This window comes from Flagellimonas algarum (assembly GCF_040513375.1).
GTDB classification, from domain to species: Bacteria; Bacteroidota; Bacteroidia; order Flavobacteriales; family Flavobacteriaceae; genus Flagellimonas_B; species Flagellimonas_B algarum.
The window spans coordinates 1,268,651-1,286,866 of the sequence record NZ_JBEVTG010000001.1 but is presented as its reverse complement, the minus strand read 5'-3'; the positions used below and the strand labels follow the sequence as shown (position 1 = coordinate 1,286,866).

Annotated in this window: 15 protein-coding genes; 7 read left to right on the top strand and 8 right to left on the bottom strand. The window is 48.5% G+C overall.

All coding sequences use genetic code 11. From position 1 onward, the window contains the following. Window position 1: 1 nt before the first annotated feature. Both ABV409_RS05930 and ABV409_RS05925 read right to left on the bottom strand, forming a co-directional pair. Entirely contained in the window at window positions 2–1,336 is a 1,335-nt protein-coding gene (locus ABV409_RS05930; RefSeq protein ID WP_353876625.1) for a dihydroorotase, read from the bottom strand. Between the two features lies 1 nt (window position 1,337). Then, complete coding sequence (locus ABV409_RS05925) at window positions 1,338–2,066, bottom strand: polyprenol monophosphomannose synthase (protein WP_353876624.1); 729 nt, start codon at window positions 2,064–2,066, stop codon at window positions 1,338–1,340. Between the two features lie 117 nt (window positions 2,067–2,183). On the opposite strand from ABV409_RS05925, the gene ABV409_RS05920 reads away from it, so the two are divergent. From ABV409_RS05920 to ABV409_RS05910, 3 genes are read left to right on the top strand one after another with little or no spacing between them, the layout of a single operon-like run. Continuing rightward, window positions 2,184–3,860 (top strand): ArnT family glycosyltransferase, encoded by a 1,677-nt coding sequence (locus tag ABV409_RS05920; protein ID WP_353876623.1) that lies wholly within the window; start codon window positions 2,184–2,186, stop codon window positions 3,858–3,860. Between the two features lie 26 nt (window positions 3,861–3,886). Next, a complete protein-coding gene (locus tag ABV409_RS05915) occupies window positions 3,887–4,513 on the top strand; it encodes a DUF4271 domain-containing protein (RefSeq protein WP_353876622.1) in 627 nt (208 codons plus the stop codon). 4 nt (window positions 4,514–4,517) lie between these two features. Beyond that, a complete protein-coding gene (locus tag ABV409_RS05910) occupies window positions 4,518–5,261 on the top strand; it encodes a uroporphyrinogen-III synthase (protein ID WP_353876621.1) in 744 nt (247 codons plus the stop codon). Between the two features lie 56 nt (window positions 5,262–5,317). Here ABV409_RS05910 and pckA read toward each other — a convergent pair whose 3' ends face one another. Next, the gene (gene pckA / locus ABV409_RS05905; RefSeq protein WP_353876620.1) at window positions 5,318–6,934 is read right to left on the bottom strand and encodes a phosphoenolpyruvate carboxykinase (ATP); all 1,617 of its coding nucleotides are present in this window, start codon (window positions 6,932–6,934) and stop codon (window positions 5,318–5,320) included. A 73-nt stretch (window positions 6,935–7,007) separates the two neighbouring features. Next, window positions 7,008–7,391, bottom strand: coding sequence for a DUF423 domain-containing protein (locus tag ABV409_RS05900; protein ID WP_353876619.1), 384 nt, complete (start codon window positions 7,389–7,391; stop codon window positions 7,008–7,010). A gap of 81 nt (window positions 7,392–7,472) precedes the next feature. Here ABV409_RS05900 and ABV409_RS05895 point away from each other — a divergent pair, with 81 nt between their 5' ends. The 3 genes from ABV409_RS05895 to ABV409_RS05885 are packed head-to-tail and all read left to right on the top strand — an operon-like array spanning window position 7,473 to window position 10,294. Continuing rightward, complete coding sequence (locus ABV409_RS05895) at window positions 7,473–8,846, top strand: saccharopine dehydrogenase family protein (protein ID WP_353876618.1); 1,374 nt, start codon at window positions 7,473–7,475, stop codon at window positions 8,844–8,846. Between the two features lie 48 nt (window positions 8,847–8,894). After that, window positions 8,895–9,365: an Lrp/AsnC ligand binding domain-containing protein gene (locus ABV409_RS05890; RefSeq protein WP_353876617.1), complete on the top strand. Its 471-nt coding sequence runs from the start codon at window positions 8,895–8,897 to the stop codon at window positions 9,363–9,365. An 11-nt stretch (window positions 9,366–9,376) separates the two neighbouring features. Further along, the gene (locus tag ABV409_RS05885) at window positions 9,377–10,294 is read left to right on the top strand and encodes a lipid A-modifier LpxR family protein (protein ID WP_353876616.1); all 918 of its coding nucleotides are present in this window, start codon (window positions 9,377–9,379) and stop codon (window positions 10,292–10,294) included. Window positions 10,295–10,325: 31 nt separating this feature from the next. On the opposite strand, the gene ABV409_RS05880 is transcribed toward ABV409_RS05885, so the two are convergent. From ABV409_RS05880 to leuS, 3 genes are all read right to left on the bottom strand, one after another. Further along, window positions 10,326–11,021 carry a zinc metallopeptidase gene (locus ABV409_RS05880; RefSeq protein WP_353876615.1) on the bottom strand — a complete coding sequence of 232 codons (696 nt, stop codon included), beginning with the start codon at window positions 11,019–11,021 and terminating at the stop codon, window positions 10,326–10,328. A gap of 80 nt (window positions 11,022–11,101) precedes the next feature. Further along, complete coding sequence (ald, locus tag ABV409_RS05875) at window positions 11,102–12,202, bottom strand: alanine dehydrogenase (RefSeq protein ID WP_353876614.1); 1,101 nt, start codon at window positions 12,200–12,202, stop codon at window positions 11,102–11,104. Window positions 12,203–12,514: 312 nt separating this feature from the next. Beyond that, complete coding sequence (leuS, locus tag ABV409_RS05870; RefSeq protein ID WP_353876613.1) at window positions 12,515–15,313, bottom strand: leucine--tRNA ligase; 2,799 nt, start codon at window positions 15,311–15,313, stop codon at window positions 12,515–12,517. 94 nt (window positions 15,314–15,407) lie between these two features. Here leuS and ABV409_RS05865 point away from each other — a divergent pair, with 94 nt between their 5' ends. Beyond that, window positions 15,408–17,288 carry a T9SS type B sorting domain-containing protein gene (locus ABV409_RS05865; protein ID WP_353876612.1) on the top strand — a complete coding sequence of 627 codons (1,881 nt, stop codon included), beginning with the start codon at window positions 15,408–15,410 and terminating at the stop codon, window positions 17,286–17,288. 1 nt (window position 17,289) lies between these two features. On the opposite strand, the gene ABV409_RS05860 is transcribed toward ABV409_RS05865, so the two are convergent. Continuing rightward, window positions 17,290–18,156, bottom strand: a complete 867-nt coding sequence (locus ABV409_RS05860; protein WP_353876611.1) for a UbiA family prenyltransferase — start codon at window positions 18,154–18,156, stop codon at window positions 17,290–17,292. Window positions 18,157–18,216: the final 60 nt, after the last annotated feature.

Genomic DNA, 18,216 nt, shown 5'->3' with positions numbered 1-18,216 from the left:
ACTACCGTTCAAAAGTTAATCGCATGGCATGGCGTTCTTCAGACACCTTTCCGTTCTCATAAACGGGTCGGCCATTTAAAAAGGTTCGTTTTACCGCAGCCCCGAAGGTAAGATCTTCAAAGGGTGACCATCCACATTGATACAGGATATTCCCTTTTTCGACCCGCCATGGGCTTTGGGTGTCCACTTCGACCAAATCGGCAAAATAGCCTTCTTTGATGAATCCGCGTTTTTCGATATCGAAAAGATCGGCCGGGTTGTGGCACATTTTTCGAACCATTTTTTCAAGGGTAATGGCCCCTTCGGCCACTTTCTCGAGCATGGCCGGTAAGGCGTGCTGTACCAAGGGGCCGCCCGAAGGTGCCGAGAGGTAGGGGTTCTGTTTTTCAGCCAAGGTATGTGGGGCGTGATCCGTGGCGACGATATCGATGCGGTCGTCGTTCAAGGCTTTCCAAAGTCCATCACGATCCGCGGCGGTCTTGACCGCAGGGTTCCACTTGATCAGCGTCCCTTTATCCGCATAGTCGGAATCACTGAACCATAAATGGTGGATACAGACTTCTGCGGTAATCTTTTTTTCCTTTAGGGGGATGGCATTGGTAAACAGTTCGGTTTCCTTAGCGGTCGATACATGGAACACATGCAGTCTGGCGCCGGTTTTTCGGGCCAAGGCTATGGCCTTGGAAGAAGAAAGGTAACACGCTTCCTCACTGCGGATGATCGGATGGCTGGCGATCGGTATGGCTTCCCCATAGCGGTCGGTATGCGCTTTCAAATTGGCACGTATGGTTCCTTCATCCTCACAATGGGCCGATATGACCATTTCGGTATTCTTGAAAATCTGTTCGAGTACGGCTTCATCATCGACCAACATATTGCCTGTTGAAGAACCCAGGAACAACTTTACACCCGAACAGGCTTTTGGATCCAGCCGCTTGAGTTCTTCCAAATTGTCGTTGGTGCCTCCGAACAAAAAGGAATAGTTGGCATAGGAACTTTGGGCCGCCCGGTCGAACTTGGCTTCCAGTTCGGCTATGGTCGTGGTCTGTGGTTTGGTGTTGGGCTGTTCCATAAAGGTGGTGATGCCCCCGGCCAAGGCCGCCCTACTTTCACTGGCAATAGTGCCTTTATGGGTCAATCCAGGTTCCCGAAAATGCACTTGGTCATCGATGATACCGGGTAACACATAATGGCCTTGCATATCGATTACCCTGGCCTGGGGATCTGAAATATCACGATCCAATTTCGCGATATACCGGCCATCGATCAGGATATCCGATTCAAAAACGGCATCCTCGTTGACCACTTTCGCATTTTTCAACAAGATTCTAGACATGTCAAAAATTGTTTTTCTTAAAGATACTTCGGAGCTTCATACTGATGACCCCGAAAATGGCTTCCCTAACGATCGCGGAGTTCATCTTTGATTTTCCATTGATCCGATCGGTAAAGATGATCGACACTTCTTCGATCTTGAATTTTTTTAGGTAGGCCCGGTATTTCATCTCGATTTGGAAGGCATAGCCGATAAATCGGACCGCATCGAGATCGATGGTCTCCAAAACTTTTCGTTGGTAACAGACAAATCCGGCTGTCGGGTCGTGCACGCGCATTCCGGTGATGATCTTCACATAAAAAGAAGCGCCGTAGGAAAGTAAGATCCGCACCAAAGGCCAATTCACGACGTTCACCCCTTTCTTATATCGTGAGCCTACGGCAAGGTCTGCCCCGTTCAAACACGCCCGGTGCAAGCGCAGTAAATCACTGGGTTTATGCGAAAAATCAGCGTCCATCTCAAAGATGTACGCATACTCGCGCTGCAAAGCCCATTTGAACCCGTGGATGTAGGCTGTGCCCAGTCCCGATTTTTCCGTCCTGACCTCTAAAAACAGTCTGTCGAAAAACTCCTTTTGCAGTTGGCGCACGGCTTGGGCCGTTCCGTCTGGTGAATTGTCGTCGACCACCAGTACATGAAAGTCTTTCTTAAGGTCGAAAACGGTGCGAATGATCGCTTCGATGTTCTCGATCTCGTTATAAGTCGGTATGATTACAATGCCATCTGCCACCTCAGCGGTTTAAGGGTCAAAAATAAGCTATTATCAACGTTCGATGGCAATCGTTAACGGCTTAAGATGGCGTTACTGATCGAATTAGTACCTTTGAACGGCGATCAACCTTCAAACATGCTACAGAAATTCCCCAAGCTGTTTTGGGCCTTTTTAATCGGGCTGTTCCTGCTCAACATTTTGCAAAGCATTTATACGGATCTGATCTATGATGAGGCCTATTATTGGTACTACTCCAACCAATTGGACTGGGGGTATTTCGACCACCCCCCGATGGTCGCCTTGATGATTTGGCTCGGTGGCTTGCTGTTTGACGGGGAATTAGGGGTTCGCTTGGTCGGGGTTTTTTTCGGCTCAGGCACCTTTATGGCACTCTGGCTTTTGGTTGATGATCCGCGTAAAAACAAGTACGTGGCCCATTTTTTCTTGTTGTTATCGGCCATGGTCTTATTGAACGTCTATGGGTTTTTTACGCTACCCGACACCCCCTTGCTTTTTTTCACGGCCTGCTTTTTATGGGCCTATAAAGGCTATTTGAAAAACCCTTCGTTGCAAAATGGCCTGCTCTTAGGAGTACTCATGGCGGCTTTGATGTATAGCAAATACCATGCGGTCTTGGTCATTGTTTTCGTCCTACTTTCGAATTTGGGATTGTTGAAACAACGCAATGCCTGGATCGCTGTTGGCGTGGCCCTGCTTTGCTACCTCCCCCATTTCCTATGGCTCAACGACAATGCGTTCGTTACCATTGCCTACCACTTGAGCGAACGACCGAACCACGAATATGGCTTTGCCGAGTTTACCTTGGGCTATTTCCTCAACTTGATCGTTATTTTCGGCCTGTTGTTTCCATGGGTATACAGGGCCCTTTTCAAGACGAAGGCCGAAGACCGTTTTACCAAAGCCCTGCTCTATTTGACTTATGGGGTCATTGCCTTCTTTTTCGTATCGAGTTTTCAACGGCGGGCGCAGGCCCAATGGGCCATTGTCATCTGTATCCCACTGGCCGTTTTGGCTTTTCGCCATTTGATCGCCAATAAAAACAGTAGGATTTGGATGTTCCGCATGTCGCTTGTGAGTTTCGTCATTGTGCTGTATGCACGGCTTTGGCTGATTTTCCCTTCTTTGCTTCCCTTTACCTATGAAGCCCATGGCAATGCCGTTTGGGTCGAGCGATTGAAAGCCAAGGTCGGTGAGACGCCTGTGGTCTTTCGCAATAGCTATCGCAGGGCACCTATGTTTTCGTTTTATTCGGGCGAACCCTCCTATACCCACAATACCATCACCTACCGCCGCAACCAATATTCGATCGACTCCTCGGAGGCATGGATGCAACACAAGAAAGTCGCTTATGTCGCCAAAGCGGATGTGCTCCCTGATTCGAGCGTCGTTTTCAGTTATCGAAACGTCGACGATTCGAAATTCGAAGGAACTTTTATCGATGCTTTCGAAACCTATCGAAAATTGCAATGTGAATTGCTTGGCGATGCCTATATGAAACAAGAAGGGTTTCGCTTTTCGGTCTACAATCCGTATGGTTCGGCCATCGCTTTGGAAAAGCTGGATATTCGACTGGCTTATTTAGACCGTTACAAGGAATTGGACACCTTGGTTTCCTTCGATTATGAAACGCGCATACCGGGCACCACCGAATTAAAGGCCAATGATACCACCTTTTTTAACGCAAGGTGGCCCAAAGTAACCGCAAATCGACCTAGCTATCTTAAATTCGCAATTGCCGAAAATGGCTTGGAAGCAGGTATTAATAGTACAAGCATCAAGGTTTTGGAATGAACGCCTTCCCGAGAAACATAGAATCATTGGATTGGGTCACCCTCACGATATTTCTGGGTCTGGTGTTATTGGCCCTAAGCAAATACCTCTTCAGTACGGTTTTTAAGAACTTCGTACAATTGCCCTTCAACAATCGCTATATCGCCATGACCAAAAAGCGTGGACGATTGTTCAGTGGGTTCCATATCTTGGTTACGCTGTTCCAATTGATCTCGTTTACCCTGTTCATTTACCTGTCAAGAAACAGTCTCGACCATCGTGAACTTACCTTCTACCCGACCATGTTATGGATCGTACTCTTATTGCTTCTGGGCTTTATCGTAACTAAAATCGTTTTGCAGCTTGCGAACGGCTATTTTTTCGAACGCCCGGAGTTGATGCGCGATATGATCTTTCAAAAAATATCCTACTTCAATTACAGCGCGCTGATCGCTTTTTTGGGCTGCTGTTATCTAACCTACATCCAAACCCATACCTCTATTGCCATTTATGTAAGTTTTGGCTTAATCTTGTTCATAAATTTCATCGGTTTGATCAATGCGATTCGGAACACTCAAAAGTTGATTATGGCAAATCTTTTCTATTTTATTTTGTACCTTTGCACACTCGAAATTGCACCCTTGCTTATTTTTTATAGCACCATAAAAGGTTGAAAATATGAAAGTAAAGACGATTTTGGTCTCACAGCCAGAACCGAAAATGGAGAACTCGCCTTATTCAAAATTGATTGAAAAATCGAAAGTAAAGGTAGATTTTAGACCCTTCATCCATGTTGAGGGGGAAAGTGCAAAAAGTGTACGCCAACAAAAAATCGATTTGAACGATTTTACGGCCATCATCTTGACGAGTAGGAACGCGGTCGATCATTTCTTCCGTATTGCCGAAGAGATGCGGTTCAAGGTGCCGGATACCATGAAATATTTCTGCCAGTCGGAAGCCGTAGCCTATTACCTTCAGAAATACGTAGTGTACCGTAAGCGTAAGATTTATGTGGGCAAACGCATGTTCAACGATTTGGTACCTATGTTTAAGAAATACAAGGACGAGACGTTCTTGTTGCCTTCTTCCGATTCATTAAAACCCATCGTACCGAATACCTTGGACGAATTGAACGTGAATTGGACCCGGGGGATATTCTACAAAACGGTGATCAGCGATCTGTCAGACCTAAGAAACGTATACTATGACGTCTTGGTGTTTTTCAGTCCATCAGGCATTGAATCCTTGTTGAAGAACTTCCCTGATTTCGAACAGAACGACACGCGCATCGCGGTTTTCGGAAACAGTACGGTAAAAGCCGCCACCGCGGCTGGTCTCCGTATCGATATCCAAGCGCCGACCCCTGAAACGCCATCGATGACCATGGCCTTGCAGAAATACATCACCAGTGTGAATAAATAACAGCGGTCGAAACCCATAAAAAAAGCCCTTGATGTTGAATCAAGTGCTTTTTTGTTTTAGAAGGCATAGCGTTGCGGTCCGCCCCTTCGTATTTCCTCGTTCGCGAACGATTCGAATTTCTTGAAATTCTCTCGAAAGGCATTCGAGAGTTTGAAGGCCGTCGTGTAGTACGCCTCGTCGTCATTCCATGTAGCTCTTGGGCTTAGGACTTTGGTAGGCACTCCCGGGCATTCCCTAGGCTGTGCCACACCAAAGACGGAATGGATATGGTAGTTATCGTAATTGTACAAGCCAAGGGCACCACTAAGGGCCGCACTGATCATGGCACGGGTATATTTCAATTCCATACGCGTACCGACACCGTACGGGCCGCCGGTCCACCCCGTGTTGATCAACCAAACATCAACACCGGCTTCCTTCATTTTCTTACTCAACATTTCAGCATAAGTGGTGGGGTGCAACGGCATGAAAGGAGCACCGAAACATGCTGAAAAGGAGGGTTGTGGTTCGACTACTCCCGCTTCGGTTCCAGCGACTTTCGCGGTATACCCTGAAATAAAGTGATACGCCGCTTGGGCCGGGGTCAACTTTGATATCGGGGGCAGCACCCCAAAGGCATCCGCTGTCAAGAAGAAAATATTCTTGACGTTTTTGCCGATGGATGACTGTTGGATGTTATCGATATGGTATATGGGATAACTCACCCGGGTATTCTGTGTAATCGAGGTGTCTTCGAAATCGACTTTTCCGGTGGCATCCATTATGACATTTTCCAAAATAGCACCCGGTTTGATCGCCCCGTAGATCTCTGGTTCCTTTTCTTTGGAGAGATTGATCACCTTGGCATAACAACCCCCTTCAAAATTGAAGACGGTATTGGCATTGGTCCATCCGTGTTCATCATCGCCGATCAATTTCCTATTGGGATCGGTCGAAAGCGTGGTCTTACCGGTTCCTGATAAACCGAAAAAGATGGCCGTATCCCCAGCTTCCCCTACATTGGCCGAGCAATGCATCGGTAGGGTGTCCTTGAATACCGGGAGAATGAAGTTCAAGGCCGAAAAAATACCTTTTTTAATCTCGCCCGTATACCCGGTACCGCCGATCAGGGCGATTTTTCGTGTAAAATTCAAGATGGCGAAATTGTGTTGGCGCGTACCGTCAACGGCAGCATCCGCCATAAAACCCGGTGCATTGATCACCGTCCATTCCGGGTCGAATCCTTCCAGTTCGGCCTCAGTCGGTCGTAAGAACATGTTATACGCGAACATGTTCGACCATGGGTACTCGTTTACTACCCGGATGTTCAATCGATAGGCCGTTTCCGCGCAGGCATAGGCATCCCGAACATAAAGCGGTTTCGTATTCAGATAGGCGATGACCTTATCGTAAAGGGCATCGAATTTCTTACTTTCAAATGGAATGTTGATGTCTCCCCACCACACCTTGTCTTCAGTTATGGCGTCTTTGACAATGAAACGATCCATGGGTGAACGTCCGGTAAACTCTCCGGTGTTGACAGCTAAGGCCCCCAGGGAGGCCGTCTTTCCCATGCCAAGGTTTACCGTTTCTTCATGGAGTTCCTCCGATGGAAGCTGATACTTGATATCGGAATGATCGATTCCGATCGCTTTTAACGAAATCGTTTTCGATGATGAGGCAGTCGTTGCCATAAAATATTGGTTTTTGTTGCTGCAAAGCTAAAAAATTATAACCCCTAGGCCTCGAATTTATTGTTGATTTCCATCATTTTTTGGTCAAAACGGCAAAGAACAAATACGCCCAGCCCGAAATGAGCAACAAACCCCCGATCGGGGTGATCCACCCTATTTTTTTGAAATCGAATCCGGTTAAGGCGTTCGTCGCCAAACCATAAATGGAAAAGGAAAAGAAAATGATGCCCAATAGAATCAAATAGAACACCCGTGTCTTCACTTCATCGCCAACAAGCGGAAGGCTCCCTAAAACCAATAAGAAGAGGGCATGGTACATTTGATATTTTACACCGGTCTCAAAAGTCGCCAATTCGACGGTCGACAATATTTTCTTTAGGCCATGTGCGCCAAAAGCACCCAAGATCACCGCCAGGGCACCCAAGACCAAACCTGTCAATACAATTGTTTTGTTCATAACTTAAATACGGGTTATTTTTAAAAATATAACAATTTGATACTTTAGCATTCTAATACCGCAAAGGTAAACCAAACCCACATGACGCGTAACATCTTGGTTCTCGGTGCCGGAAAATCCACTTCTTATCTTCTGGACTATTTTCTGGAAAAATCCGTGCATGAATCGTTGGCACTCACCATTGGCGATCTACACCCGGAAGCGATTGCCCCTGCCGTTAGCGGACATCCCAATTGCAAGACCGTACGCTTGGACATCCTCGATGAAAACACGCGTCGCGAACTGATCAAAGCGGCCGATATCGTGGTATCGATGTTGCCGGCGCGAATGCATTTCGAAGTAGCCCAAGACTGCCTACGATTCAGCAAGCATTTGGTCACCGCATCTTACATCAGCGAAGCGCTCAAAGGATTGCAAAAAGAAGTCAAGGACAAAGGTTTGGTCTTTATGAACGAAATCGGCCTCGATCCGGGTATCGACCATATGAGTGCTATGGAGATCATCGATCGGATTCGGGATGAAGGAGGCAAAATGCTGTTGTTCGAGTCGTTCACCGGTGGCTTGGTCGCCCCCCAAAGCGACACCAATCTATGGAATTACAAGTTTACTTGGAATCCGAGGAACGTGGTGCTCGCCGGCCAAGGGGGAGCTGCGAAGTTCATTCAAGAAGGCACTTATAAATACATCCCCTATCACAAACTCTTCCGCCGGACCGAATTTTTGGAAATCGAAGGATACGGTAGTTTTGAAGGCTACGCCAATCGCGACTCCCTCTGGTATCGCGATGCTTATGGGCTTCAAGATGTCTTGACCCTATACCGTGGCACCATGCGCCGTGTCGGCTTTTCAAAAGCCTGGAACATTTTCGTACAGCTCGGTATGACCGATGATGGGTATGTGGTCGAAGGTTCTGAAGGGATGTCGTACCGGGAGTTCATCAACCTATTCTTACCCTATTCATTGACCGACTCGGTCGAACTCAAACTACGCCATTACTTGAAAATCGATCAAGATGATATCTTTTGGAGTAAACTCGTCGAGCTTGACCTCTTCAACCCCGATAAGAAAATACCCTTAAAGCAAGCCACCCCGGCCCAGATGCTGCAATACATCTTGGAAGATAGCTGGAGCCTTGAAAAAGAGGATAAGGACATGATCGTGATGTACCATAAATTCGGGTACGAAATCAACGGCGTCAAGAAACAGATCGACGCCAATATGGTCGTGATCGGCGAAACACAGACCCATACCGCAATGGCGAAAACGGTAGGTTTACCGGTGGCCATGGCAACCCTGAACATCCTCAACAGCAAGATCACCACCCCAGGAATCCAGATTCCGATCGCCAAAGAGGTGTACCGCCCGATTTTATCGGAACTCCAAGATTACGGCATTCATTTCAAGGAATACGAAATGCCATATATCGGATACAATCCCGATGCGATTTCAAGCTAACAATTTGATTCTAAATGTTACCTTCGCTTAATACTTGAGCGAAATTGCATGAAATCTTCTAACAATCTGGTCAAAATCGACGGGATCGACAAGAAAATCCTAAGGTATCTTATGGAAGACGCCCGTCGCCCTATTTTGGAAATCGCGCGCAACATCGGCATTTCAGGGGCCGCCATTCACCAACGGCTTCGAAAACTGGAAGCTTCCGGACTCATCGCGGGGTCAAAGTTCGTCATCAACCCCAAGGTCTTGGGTTTTACGACCATGGCGTATATCGGTATCTTTCTAGACAAGGCCATGGCCAACCCACGAGCGGTCAAAGAGCTGGAAAGCATCCCTGAGGTGTTGGAATGCCATTACACCACTGGAAATTGGTCGATCTTGATCAAGGTACTCTGTATGGACAACGAGCATTTGATGACGGTACTCAATAAGAAAATCCAACAGATCGAGGGGGTATCCCGAACGGAGACCTTTATTTCGCTGGCCCAACAGATCGATAGACAAATCTCCATTTAACGGAAGCCTTGATGAAGTTGCTTGCCGGTGCGTTGGTATCGCTACTAAGTATAACCGTGTTTCCCCAAGCTGCGGATACGTCCGCAAGCGTGTCCCAACAACTGGAAATACGCCATGACAACGATTTTTTCGCACAGACCGATCGTTATTACACTTCTGGGCTTTTTCTGACCTACCGCAAAAAACTGGCAAAAGGGGTATTCGGAACCAAGGAACAAATTGCCCTTGGCCTTGGCCAAGAAGTCTTTACCCCATCACAGACCCAATCGACAAATCCGGCACTTTTCGATCGGCCCTATGTGGGTTTCACAGGCATACACGGCCGTTGGAACCTGGCCGAAACCTCACGGTTCTATGAACTGGGTGCCTTGATCGGACTTGCCGGGGTCAACTCGGGTGCCGGGGGGTTCCAACGCTGGTACCATCGCGCCCTATCCATTGCGGGATCGCCCATTTGGACAGCCGAACTAGATAACCGCCTGCACTTGAATTTTTATGGCCGTTACATCAAAGAATGGTGGTTGCATCCGAACCCGTTCGGCATCGTTCTGGGTATCAGCCCGAAGCTGGCCTTGGGTACCCGCGATGTTTTCGCAGAAACTGGTGTATACCTGCACCTTGGTCGACGCAATTCGATTGATGAAAGTATGGCTGCAAAGCGCTTGGGCGGTATGGGAAAAGAACTGTATATCACCTTACAGGCGGCCTACCGACAAGTCGGCTACAATGGCCTGATCGAAGGGCACCTCTTGGGAGACGATTCGACGGTCATCCGTGATATCGAAAACGGCTTGTTGATCATGGGTGTCGATCTCAAACACCGCAACAACAGGCACGACTACAGCTTAGGGGTACGCTACAATTCGGCCGAAACCCCACAAGCGAAAGGGCATACCTACATCATCGTAGCCTATGCCCTTGGCTGGTAAATAAAATCGATGTCGTGTTGTGGATGAACGCTTAATCGCGACCTCCAAGCACCTGCAAGCCCCAATAAAGCAAGGTCGCCAAAGAACCGATCGCAGCCACCAAATAGGTGCGTGCAGCCCATTTCAGGGCGTCTTCCGAACCTTTGTATTCGGCTTGGGTCACCACCCCTTTTTGTTTGAGCCAAACCAAGGCCCTTTTACTGGCGTCGTATTCGACTGGAAGGGTAATGAAGCTGAATAGGGTAGCAAAGGCCATCATGACCAAACCGGCGATGGCGATCCAATACCCCATACCGACTCCGGCAGCGGCCCCGAGCATCAAGCCCCCAAAGACCACCCATGTCGACATGCCCGAAGTCACACTGACTATCGGGACCAATTTCGAACGCATGGTCAACCACTCATAGGCCTGTGCATGTTGCACCGCATGGCCCACTTCGTGTGCGGCCACCGCGGCTGCCGCGGCGTTGCGTTGGTTATATACCCCTTCACTGAGGTTAACGGTCTTGTTTTTCGGATTATAATGATCGGTCAACATTCCCGGGGTCGAAATGACTTTTACATCCCGAATTCCGTGGTCATCCAACATTTTTTGGGCGATTTCGGCACCGCTCATCCCGTTTTGTAGATGCACCTTCGAGTAGTGCTTGAACTTGCTTTTCAATCGGGCGCTGACCATCCAACTAAATAGGGCGATCGCACCTATCAAAATATAATATCCCATCATGACGTTTCGTGTTTTATTTGATTAAAGATACCATATAAAAGCAAAAATCCCGCCAAAATGAAAACCTGACAAAATGTTCGTTAGGCCATCACCGGTTCCCAACCGAAGGCTTCCAAGATTTCGGTATACACCACTTCCCCTTCGATGATATTCAGCCCTTTCGCCAGGGCGGCGTCGGTCTTGCAAGCACGTTGCCACCCCATATCGGCCAATTTGAGCACATAGGGCAGGGTCACGTTGGTCAGGGCAATGGTCGAGGTATAGGGCACGGCCCCGGGCATATTGGCCACACAATAGTGTACCACGTCATCGATGATGTAGGTGGGGTCTTCATGGGTAGTCGGTTTGGAGGTTTCAACACAACCTCCTTGATCGACGGCCACATCGACAATAACGGTGCCAGGGCGCATTTCCTTAAGCATATCCTTACTGATCAAGTTCGGTGCTTTGGCCCCTTTCAACAAGACCCCGCCGACAATCAGATCGTGGGTCTTAATGTGCTTGCGAATACTGAATTCGCTTGAATAATCGGTCACGACGTGATTGGGCATCACATCGTTCACATAACGTAGGCGCTTCATATTCACATCCATTATGGTGACATGGGCCCCAAGGCCTGCCGCCATTTTCGCGGCTTGGATCCCCACGGTACCCGCACCAAGGATGAGTACTTTTCCTGGGGCCACACCGGGCACACCCCCCAGTAGGACCCCACGCCCTTTAACGGGCTTTTCGAGGTATTTGGCCCCTTGCTGAATGGCCATACGACCTGCCACTTCAGACATTGGGGTCAATAGGGGCAAAGTGCCCTCTTCATCTTCAACGGTTTCATAGGCGATGCATACGGCCTTCTGTCGGATCATGGCCAAGGTCAAGGCCTCGCTAGAAGCAAAATGAAAGTAGGTAAATACGATCTGGCCTTCGCGGATCAAACCGTATTCTTGTTCGATCGGTTCCTTTACTTTGACGATCATGTCACTGACCGCATAAATCTCGGAGATCCCCATTAAGATTTCAGCACCCGCCTCTTGGTAATCGGCATCGAAAAAGCCGCTGCCTTCACCGGCGGTAGACTGTACATAAACGGTATGGCCGTGTTGTACCAGTTCAAAGACTCCGGCAGGGGTCATACCCACACGGCTTTCGTTGTTCTTGATTTCTTTCGGAATACCTACGATCATTGTTTTCGGTTTTTGGTTATAATCCAAAATTGTGGGAAAAAACCGGTTGTCGAAAATATTTTCGATGAAATGCAGGGGTCAATAGATATTTTTATCTGTTTTTTAAACTATACCCCCCTTTAAATAGGGGGTATAATTTATAATATGTACTTTTTTTAATTCATTACCCCTATTATTCATCAATTATCGAAAAGAAATGTATTTGCAGACTGCAGCATTGTGGTTGCTACGCATCCCATGGTTCGGTATGGCACAAAAAAAAGGTGCCCCTTTTAGACGGGCACCTCTTTATTTTCAGCAGTTGGAATGGCATCAACCCACGATGTTGACGATTTTTCCGGGCACGACGATGACTTTTTTCGGGGTTCGGCCTTCCAAATATTTTTGGGTCTGTTCGTGTGCTAAGACCGCGGCTTCGATACCGGCCTTGTCCAAGTCCAGAGACAATTCCAATTTAAAGCGCATCTTTCCATTGAACGAGATCGGGTATTCTTTGGAGCTTTCGACCAAATGACTGCCATCGAATTCAGGAAAAGGGGCATCGGCGATACTGCTCGTATGCCCTAACCGCTCCCACAACTCTTCAGCGATATGGGGAGCATAGGGGGACACCAAAATGGCCAATGGTTCCAAAACCGCACGACTGGTACAGTTTTGGGCACCCAATTCGTTGACACAGATCATAAAGGTAGAAACCGAGGTATTGAAACTGAAGTTTTCGATATCCTCTTCCACCTTCTTGATCGTCTTGTGCAAGGTTTTGAGATTCTCAGCCGTTGGGCGGTCGTCTGAAATGGTGGTGTAGAGTTTCCAGAGTTTTTTCAAAAACCCGTGTACCCCGGTAATACCTGCCGTATTCCAAGGCTTTGACTGCTCCAAAGGCCCGAGGAACATCTCGTACAAGCGCAGGCTATCGGCCCCGTAGTCTTCGCAGATCTGATCGGGGTTGACGACGTTGTATTTTGATTTCGACATTTTCTCCACTTCCCTTCCTACAATGAACTTGCCATTTTCAAGCACGAATTCGGACGAATCGTATTCGGGTTGCCATTTTTTGAATCCGACAACATCCAGTTCATCCGAAGTGTTCACCAGAGAAACATCGGCATGTATCGGAATGACGTTTTTACCTTCGATCAGTCCTTTTGAATATAACGTATCGGAATCCAAATCCTTATAAACGAAAGCCGAGGTCCCGGTAATCATCCCTTGGTTGATGAGTTTTTGGGCATATTCGTCTTTTGGTGCTATGCCGCGGTCGAACAAGAATTTCTGCCAAAAACGGCTGTATAACAAGTGGCCAGTCGCATGTTCACTACCTCCGATATAGAGGTCGACATCTTGCCAATAGGCAATGGCTTCCTTCGCATAAATCTCCTCGTTATTCGTGGGATCCATATAGCGGTTGAAGTATTGCGAACTGCCCGCCCAACCCGGCATGGTGTTCAATTCCAACGGAAATACCGTTTTATGATCGATGTTCTCATTAGCAACAACAGCGTTCGATACCGTATCCCAGGCCCAATGCGTCGCATTCCCCAAAGGCGGATCCCCCGCTTCGGTAGGCAAATATTTCTCGACCTCGGGCAATTCAAGGGGCAAATGGGCATCGGAAATCATTTGTGGCATGCCATGGACATAATAGACCGGAAAAGGCTCTCCCCAATACCGTTGCCTACTGAACACCGCATCGCGGAGCCTGTAATTGATCTTGCCCACGCCTTGATCGATCGCTTCCAATTCGGCGATGCACTTTTTGGTGGCGTCTTGGCACCCCATCCCATCTAAAAACCCAGAATTGGCGATGACGGTATTCGCTTTGTCAGCGAAAGCTTCTTCGGAAATATCGACCCCGTCGAAAATATTGGGAATGTCGATATCAAAATGCTTCGCAAAATCATAATCGCGTTGATCGCCACAGGGTACCGCCATCACGGCACCGGTTCCGTAACTGGCCAACACATAGTCACCGATCCAAACCGGAACGGGTGCTTTGGTGAAGGGATGCTCGGCAAATGCCCCCGTAAAGACCCCTGATATGGTCTTTACATCGGCCAATCGATCGCGTTCAGACCGTTTGGCCGTCGCCTCAACGTAGGCCTCAACGGCCTCTTTTTGATCCGGCGTGGTGATTTTTGCCACCAGGTCATGTTCTGGGGCAAGGGTCATGAACGACACCCCGAATATCGTATCGGGTCGGGTGGTGAACACATCGATAGCCCCCTCATGATCTTGTAGTTTAAAACGCACCGAGGCCCCCTCGGATCTTCCGATCCAATTGGTCTGTGAATCCTTCAAAGGCTGGGGCCAGTCGATGGTATCCAAACCATCCAGGAGCCTTTGGGCATAGGCCGTGATGCGCATCATCCACTGCGTCATTTTCTTGCGTACCACAGGATGCCCCCCACGTTCCGAAACGCCATTGACGATTTCATCATTCGCCAATACGGTGCCCAAGGCCGGACACCAATTCACCTCAGCATCGGCCAGATAGGTGAGGCGGTATTTTAAAAGAATGCGTTGTTTTTCAGTGGCCGAAAAGGCCTTCCACCCTGCAGCATCAAAGCTGGGAGTATCGTCGTCACAAACCGCATTGACCGCTGCATTACCGCTAGCTTCAAAGCGATCGATCAAAGTGGGGATGGCTTCGGCGCGATCCGCATCGGTATTGTACCACGAATCGTAGAGCTGGATGAACACCCACTGTGTCCATTTGTAGTAGGCCGGATCGGAGGTTCGTACCTCACGCCCCCAATCGAACGAAAAGCCCAATTGATCCAACTGTTCCCGATACCGGTTGATATTCGTTTCGGTCGTCAAGGCCGGGTGCTGCCCGGTCTGTATGGCATATTGTTCAGCCGGCAGGCCAAAAGAATCATACCCCATCGGATGGAGCACATTGAAACCCTTGTGGCGCTTGTAACGTGCCTGGATGTCGGTAGCGATGTACCCAAGGGGGTGCCCCACGTGCAATCCCGCCCCTGAAGGATAGGGAAACATCGACAAAGCATAGAATTTCGGTTTTTCACTATCGTTACTGGCTTTGAAGGTTTCGTGCTTCGCCCAATATTTCTGCCATTTGGCCTCGATTTCCCTGAAATTATAATTCATTTTATATATTCCTCCTTTGGTTGCGCAAAAATAGCTTTAATCCGCAAAAGCGGAAAGCGAAAATCCGATTCCGAATAACTTGAAACCCTTGCGATTGCAAAAGACCTTGCTTCCTAGCCTTTGCTTCTTATTCCTTCTTTTCTGTTGGGAAAGTTTGGCGCAGCTGGGCACCTGCAATGGGAACTCGGGCAGCCCGATATTCACCGAGACTTTTGGAACTGGATTACAGGACGGCCCGCCCCTACCCCCGGGCACCACCACCTACAATTACGTAGATGGCGGACCGAATCAACCGGTAGACGGCAATTACACCATCTCGAGCAGAACGAACTACTTCGATTGGTTCGATACCACCGACCACACCCCTGGTGACACCAATGGCAAGGCCTTCATCGTCAACGCGAGTTTTACCCCTGGGGAATTCTTTCGGCGCAGGATCGATGGGCTTTGTGAAAACACCTCTTACGAATTCTCTTCTTGGTTGATGAACTTGCACCCGAGCACGAGTCCGGGTTGTAATTTCAACGGGATTCCAGTGAACGTGCGTTTCCAAATATGGGACGACACGGATACCAACCTGCTCGCCAGTGGGGATACCGGCGATATCTTCGATAAGGCCTCCCCAATTTGGGAACTGTATGCCTTGGTCTTCCAAACCTTACCCGGGCAGACTTCGGTTATTTTGAAAATGATCAATAACGGTGCAGGGGGTTGTGGCAACGATCTGGCAATCGACGATATCGTTTTTCGCACCTGCGGTGACGCCATCACCCTGACCGATACGGCCAACAACAACTCAATCGCGATCTGCGACCAAGAAGCCCCTATCGCCACGACCTTGACCGCAGTTCCTGACTTTTCGGTTTACGCTACCCACGCCTATCAATGGCAAGAAAGCACCGATGGGGTCAACTGGACCGATATCGCAGGGGCTACGAATCAGTCCTACACGACCCCCTCACTGAATTCTAGCGTATCCTATCGGGTAAAGGTCGCTGAAGATCCCATTAACCTGGGCAATGACAGTTGTAATACCATTTCAGATCGATTCGATATCGACATTGTCGCCACCCCCTTACCCCCCATGAGCTTGGGCGATGTGGGGTTTTGTGAAGACGAAATCGGTAGGGTTTCGGCAACGGTACCGAACGGAATTCGCGTCGATTGGTATGCTACCCCTACCGGGGGCACGCCTTTGGCTTCGGGCACCTCCTATAAGCCCGAAAATGCAGGCACTTTTTATGCCGAATCGGTCACCAACCTGGCGGGTTGTGTTTCGGATACCCGAACGGCCGTCACCTTGGTGTACTACCCCCTGCCACAAGTGACCGACGAACAGTTGGACTTTTGCGAGGGCCGTTCGATCAGCTTGAATGCCGAGGTCGGCAATGCCCAATACCTGTGGTCGACAGGGGAGACTACTTTTGAAATTAGCGTTGACAGTCCAGGAACCTATGAGGTACGGGTCACTGATGGTAACGGCTGTTCGGTCATCAAAGAAATCGTCTTGAACCAAATCGATCTGCCGGTGATCGAAACCGTGGTATCAGACCATAGACAAATCACGGTTCAAATGATGAACGAAGGGGATTTCGAATTCTCTTTGGATGGCATTCGATATCAAGACCGCCCGGTCTTCGATAATATAGCGGGTGGGGTCTACACCGCCTTTGTTCGAGAAAAAACAGGCTGTGGGGTCGTTCGTTTCCCATTTCTCCACCGGGTCATTCCACGCTTTTTCACCCCAAATGGCGATGGGGTCAATGATCGGTTCGCCCTAGAGGGTTTTCAAAGCGATCCGGCCTTTTCATTTGAAATCTACGATCGGTATTCCAAATTGCTGCTTTCGACTTCGGACACTTCCTTCAACTGGGACGGCACCTTGCAAGGGCGGCCCTTACCCTCATCCGATTATTGGTACCGCATACAGACCACTGGGGAAACCTTTATCGGCCATTTCGCCTTGAAACGATGACTTAAACGGGTCGTAAAAGATTTCCACTATAGAGTACCCAAAGCATGGATAATAGAGCTGCGGTATTGATGGCGTACCCGAACCATCGCATTTGACGATCCGTATAGGGGCGGTCTCGAAAAATAAGCGTCAGATCGATGAGCAACCAAATTGAAAAAAGCAAAAGGAACCCAGCCAATACCAAATCGTTGAACCAAGAAAAAAGTAAATACGATTCGACCAGTAGCAACAGCAACATCAAGAGCTTACTATTTGTTCTACCGAGTAGTACCGCCGTGGTTTTCTTGCCTGCCGTGCGGTCGGGTTCGATATCCATGATCTCACCTGCGATATGGGCTTGAAAAGCGAACAGGACCAGATACACCAGTGTTTGCCATGGCAAAATCGGCAAATCGTTCAAGTTGGTACTGAAAACTGCGGTCAATACATATCCGGATTGAATGGCAATTTCAAAAGGGGGGCGTTCCTTTAATCGAAAAGGCTCAAAATTATACAGGAGGTTGACGACCACCATCAGACCTAACAACACGAACATACTGAAGCCCCCAACGACAACAAAAAGAACGAAAAACGGTAGGACTACCAAGGTGATCCGTTGTAAAATCGGACGCAGTTGTTCTTGTCGTGCCCGAGCCCCAAAAAGAAAATTCCCTTTTCGCGAGTTGATGGCATCGGCTTCGACATCATTATAATCGTTAAGGCCGTACACCAAGTAATTTAATGGAAAGGTTACGAAAAGCAGACCGATCCAAAAAAGGGGAGATTCGACAAAGCCTTGCTGACCCCCAAAAGGGACCAAATAAATCCAAACCGTCGGAAACCAAAGTCCCGGCCTGGAAATTTTCAAATCGAGTAGGAATCTTTGCATAGGCAGCGGTCGGAAAACAATCGTATTACAAAGATAGGAAGCACTTGAATTCGAATTTAC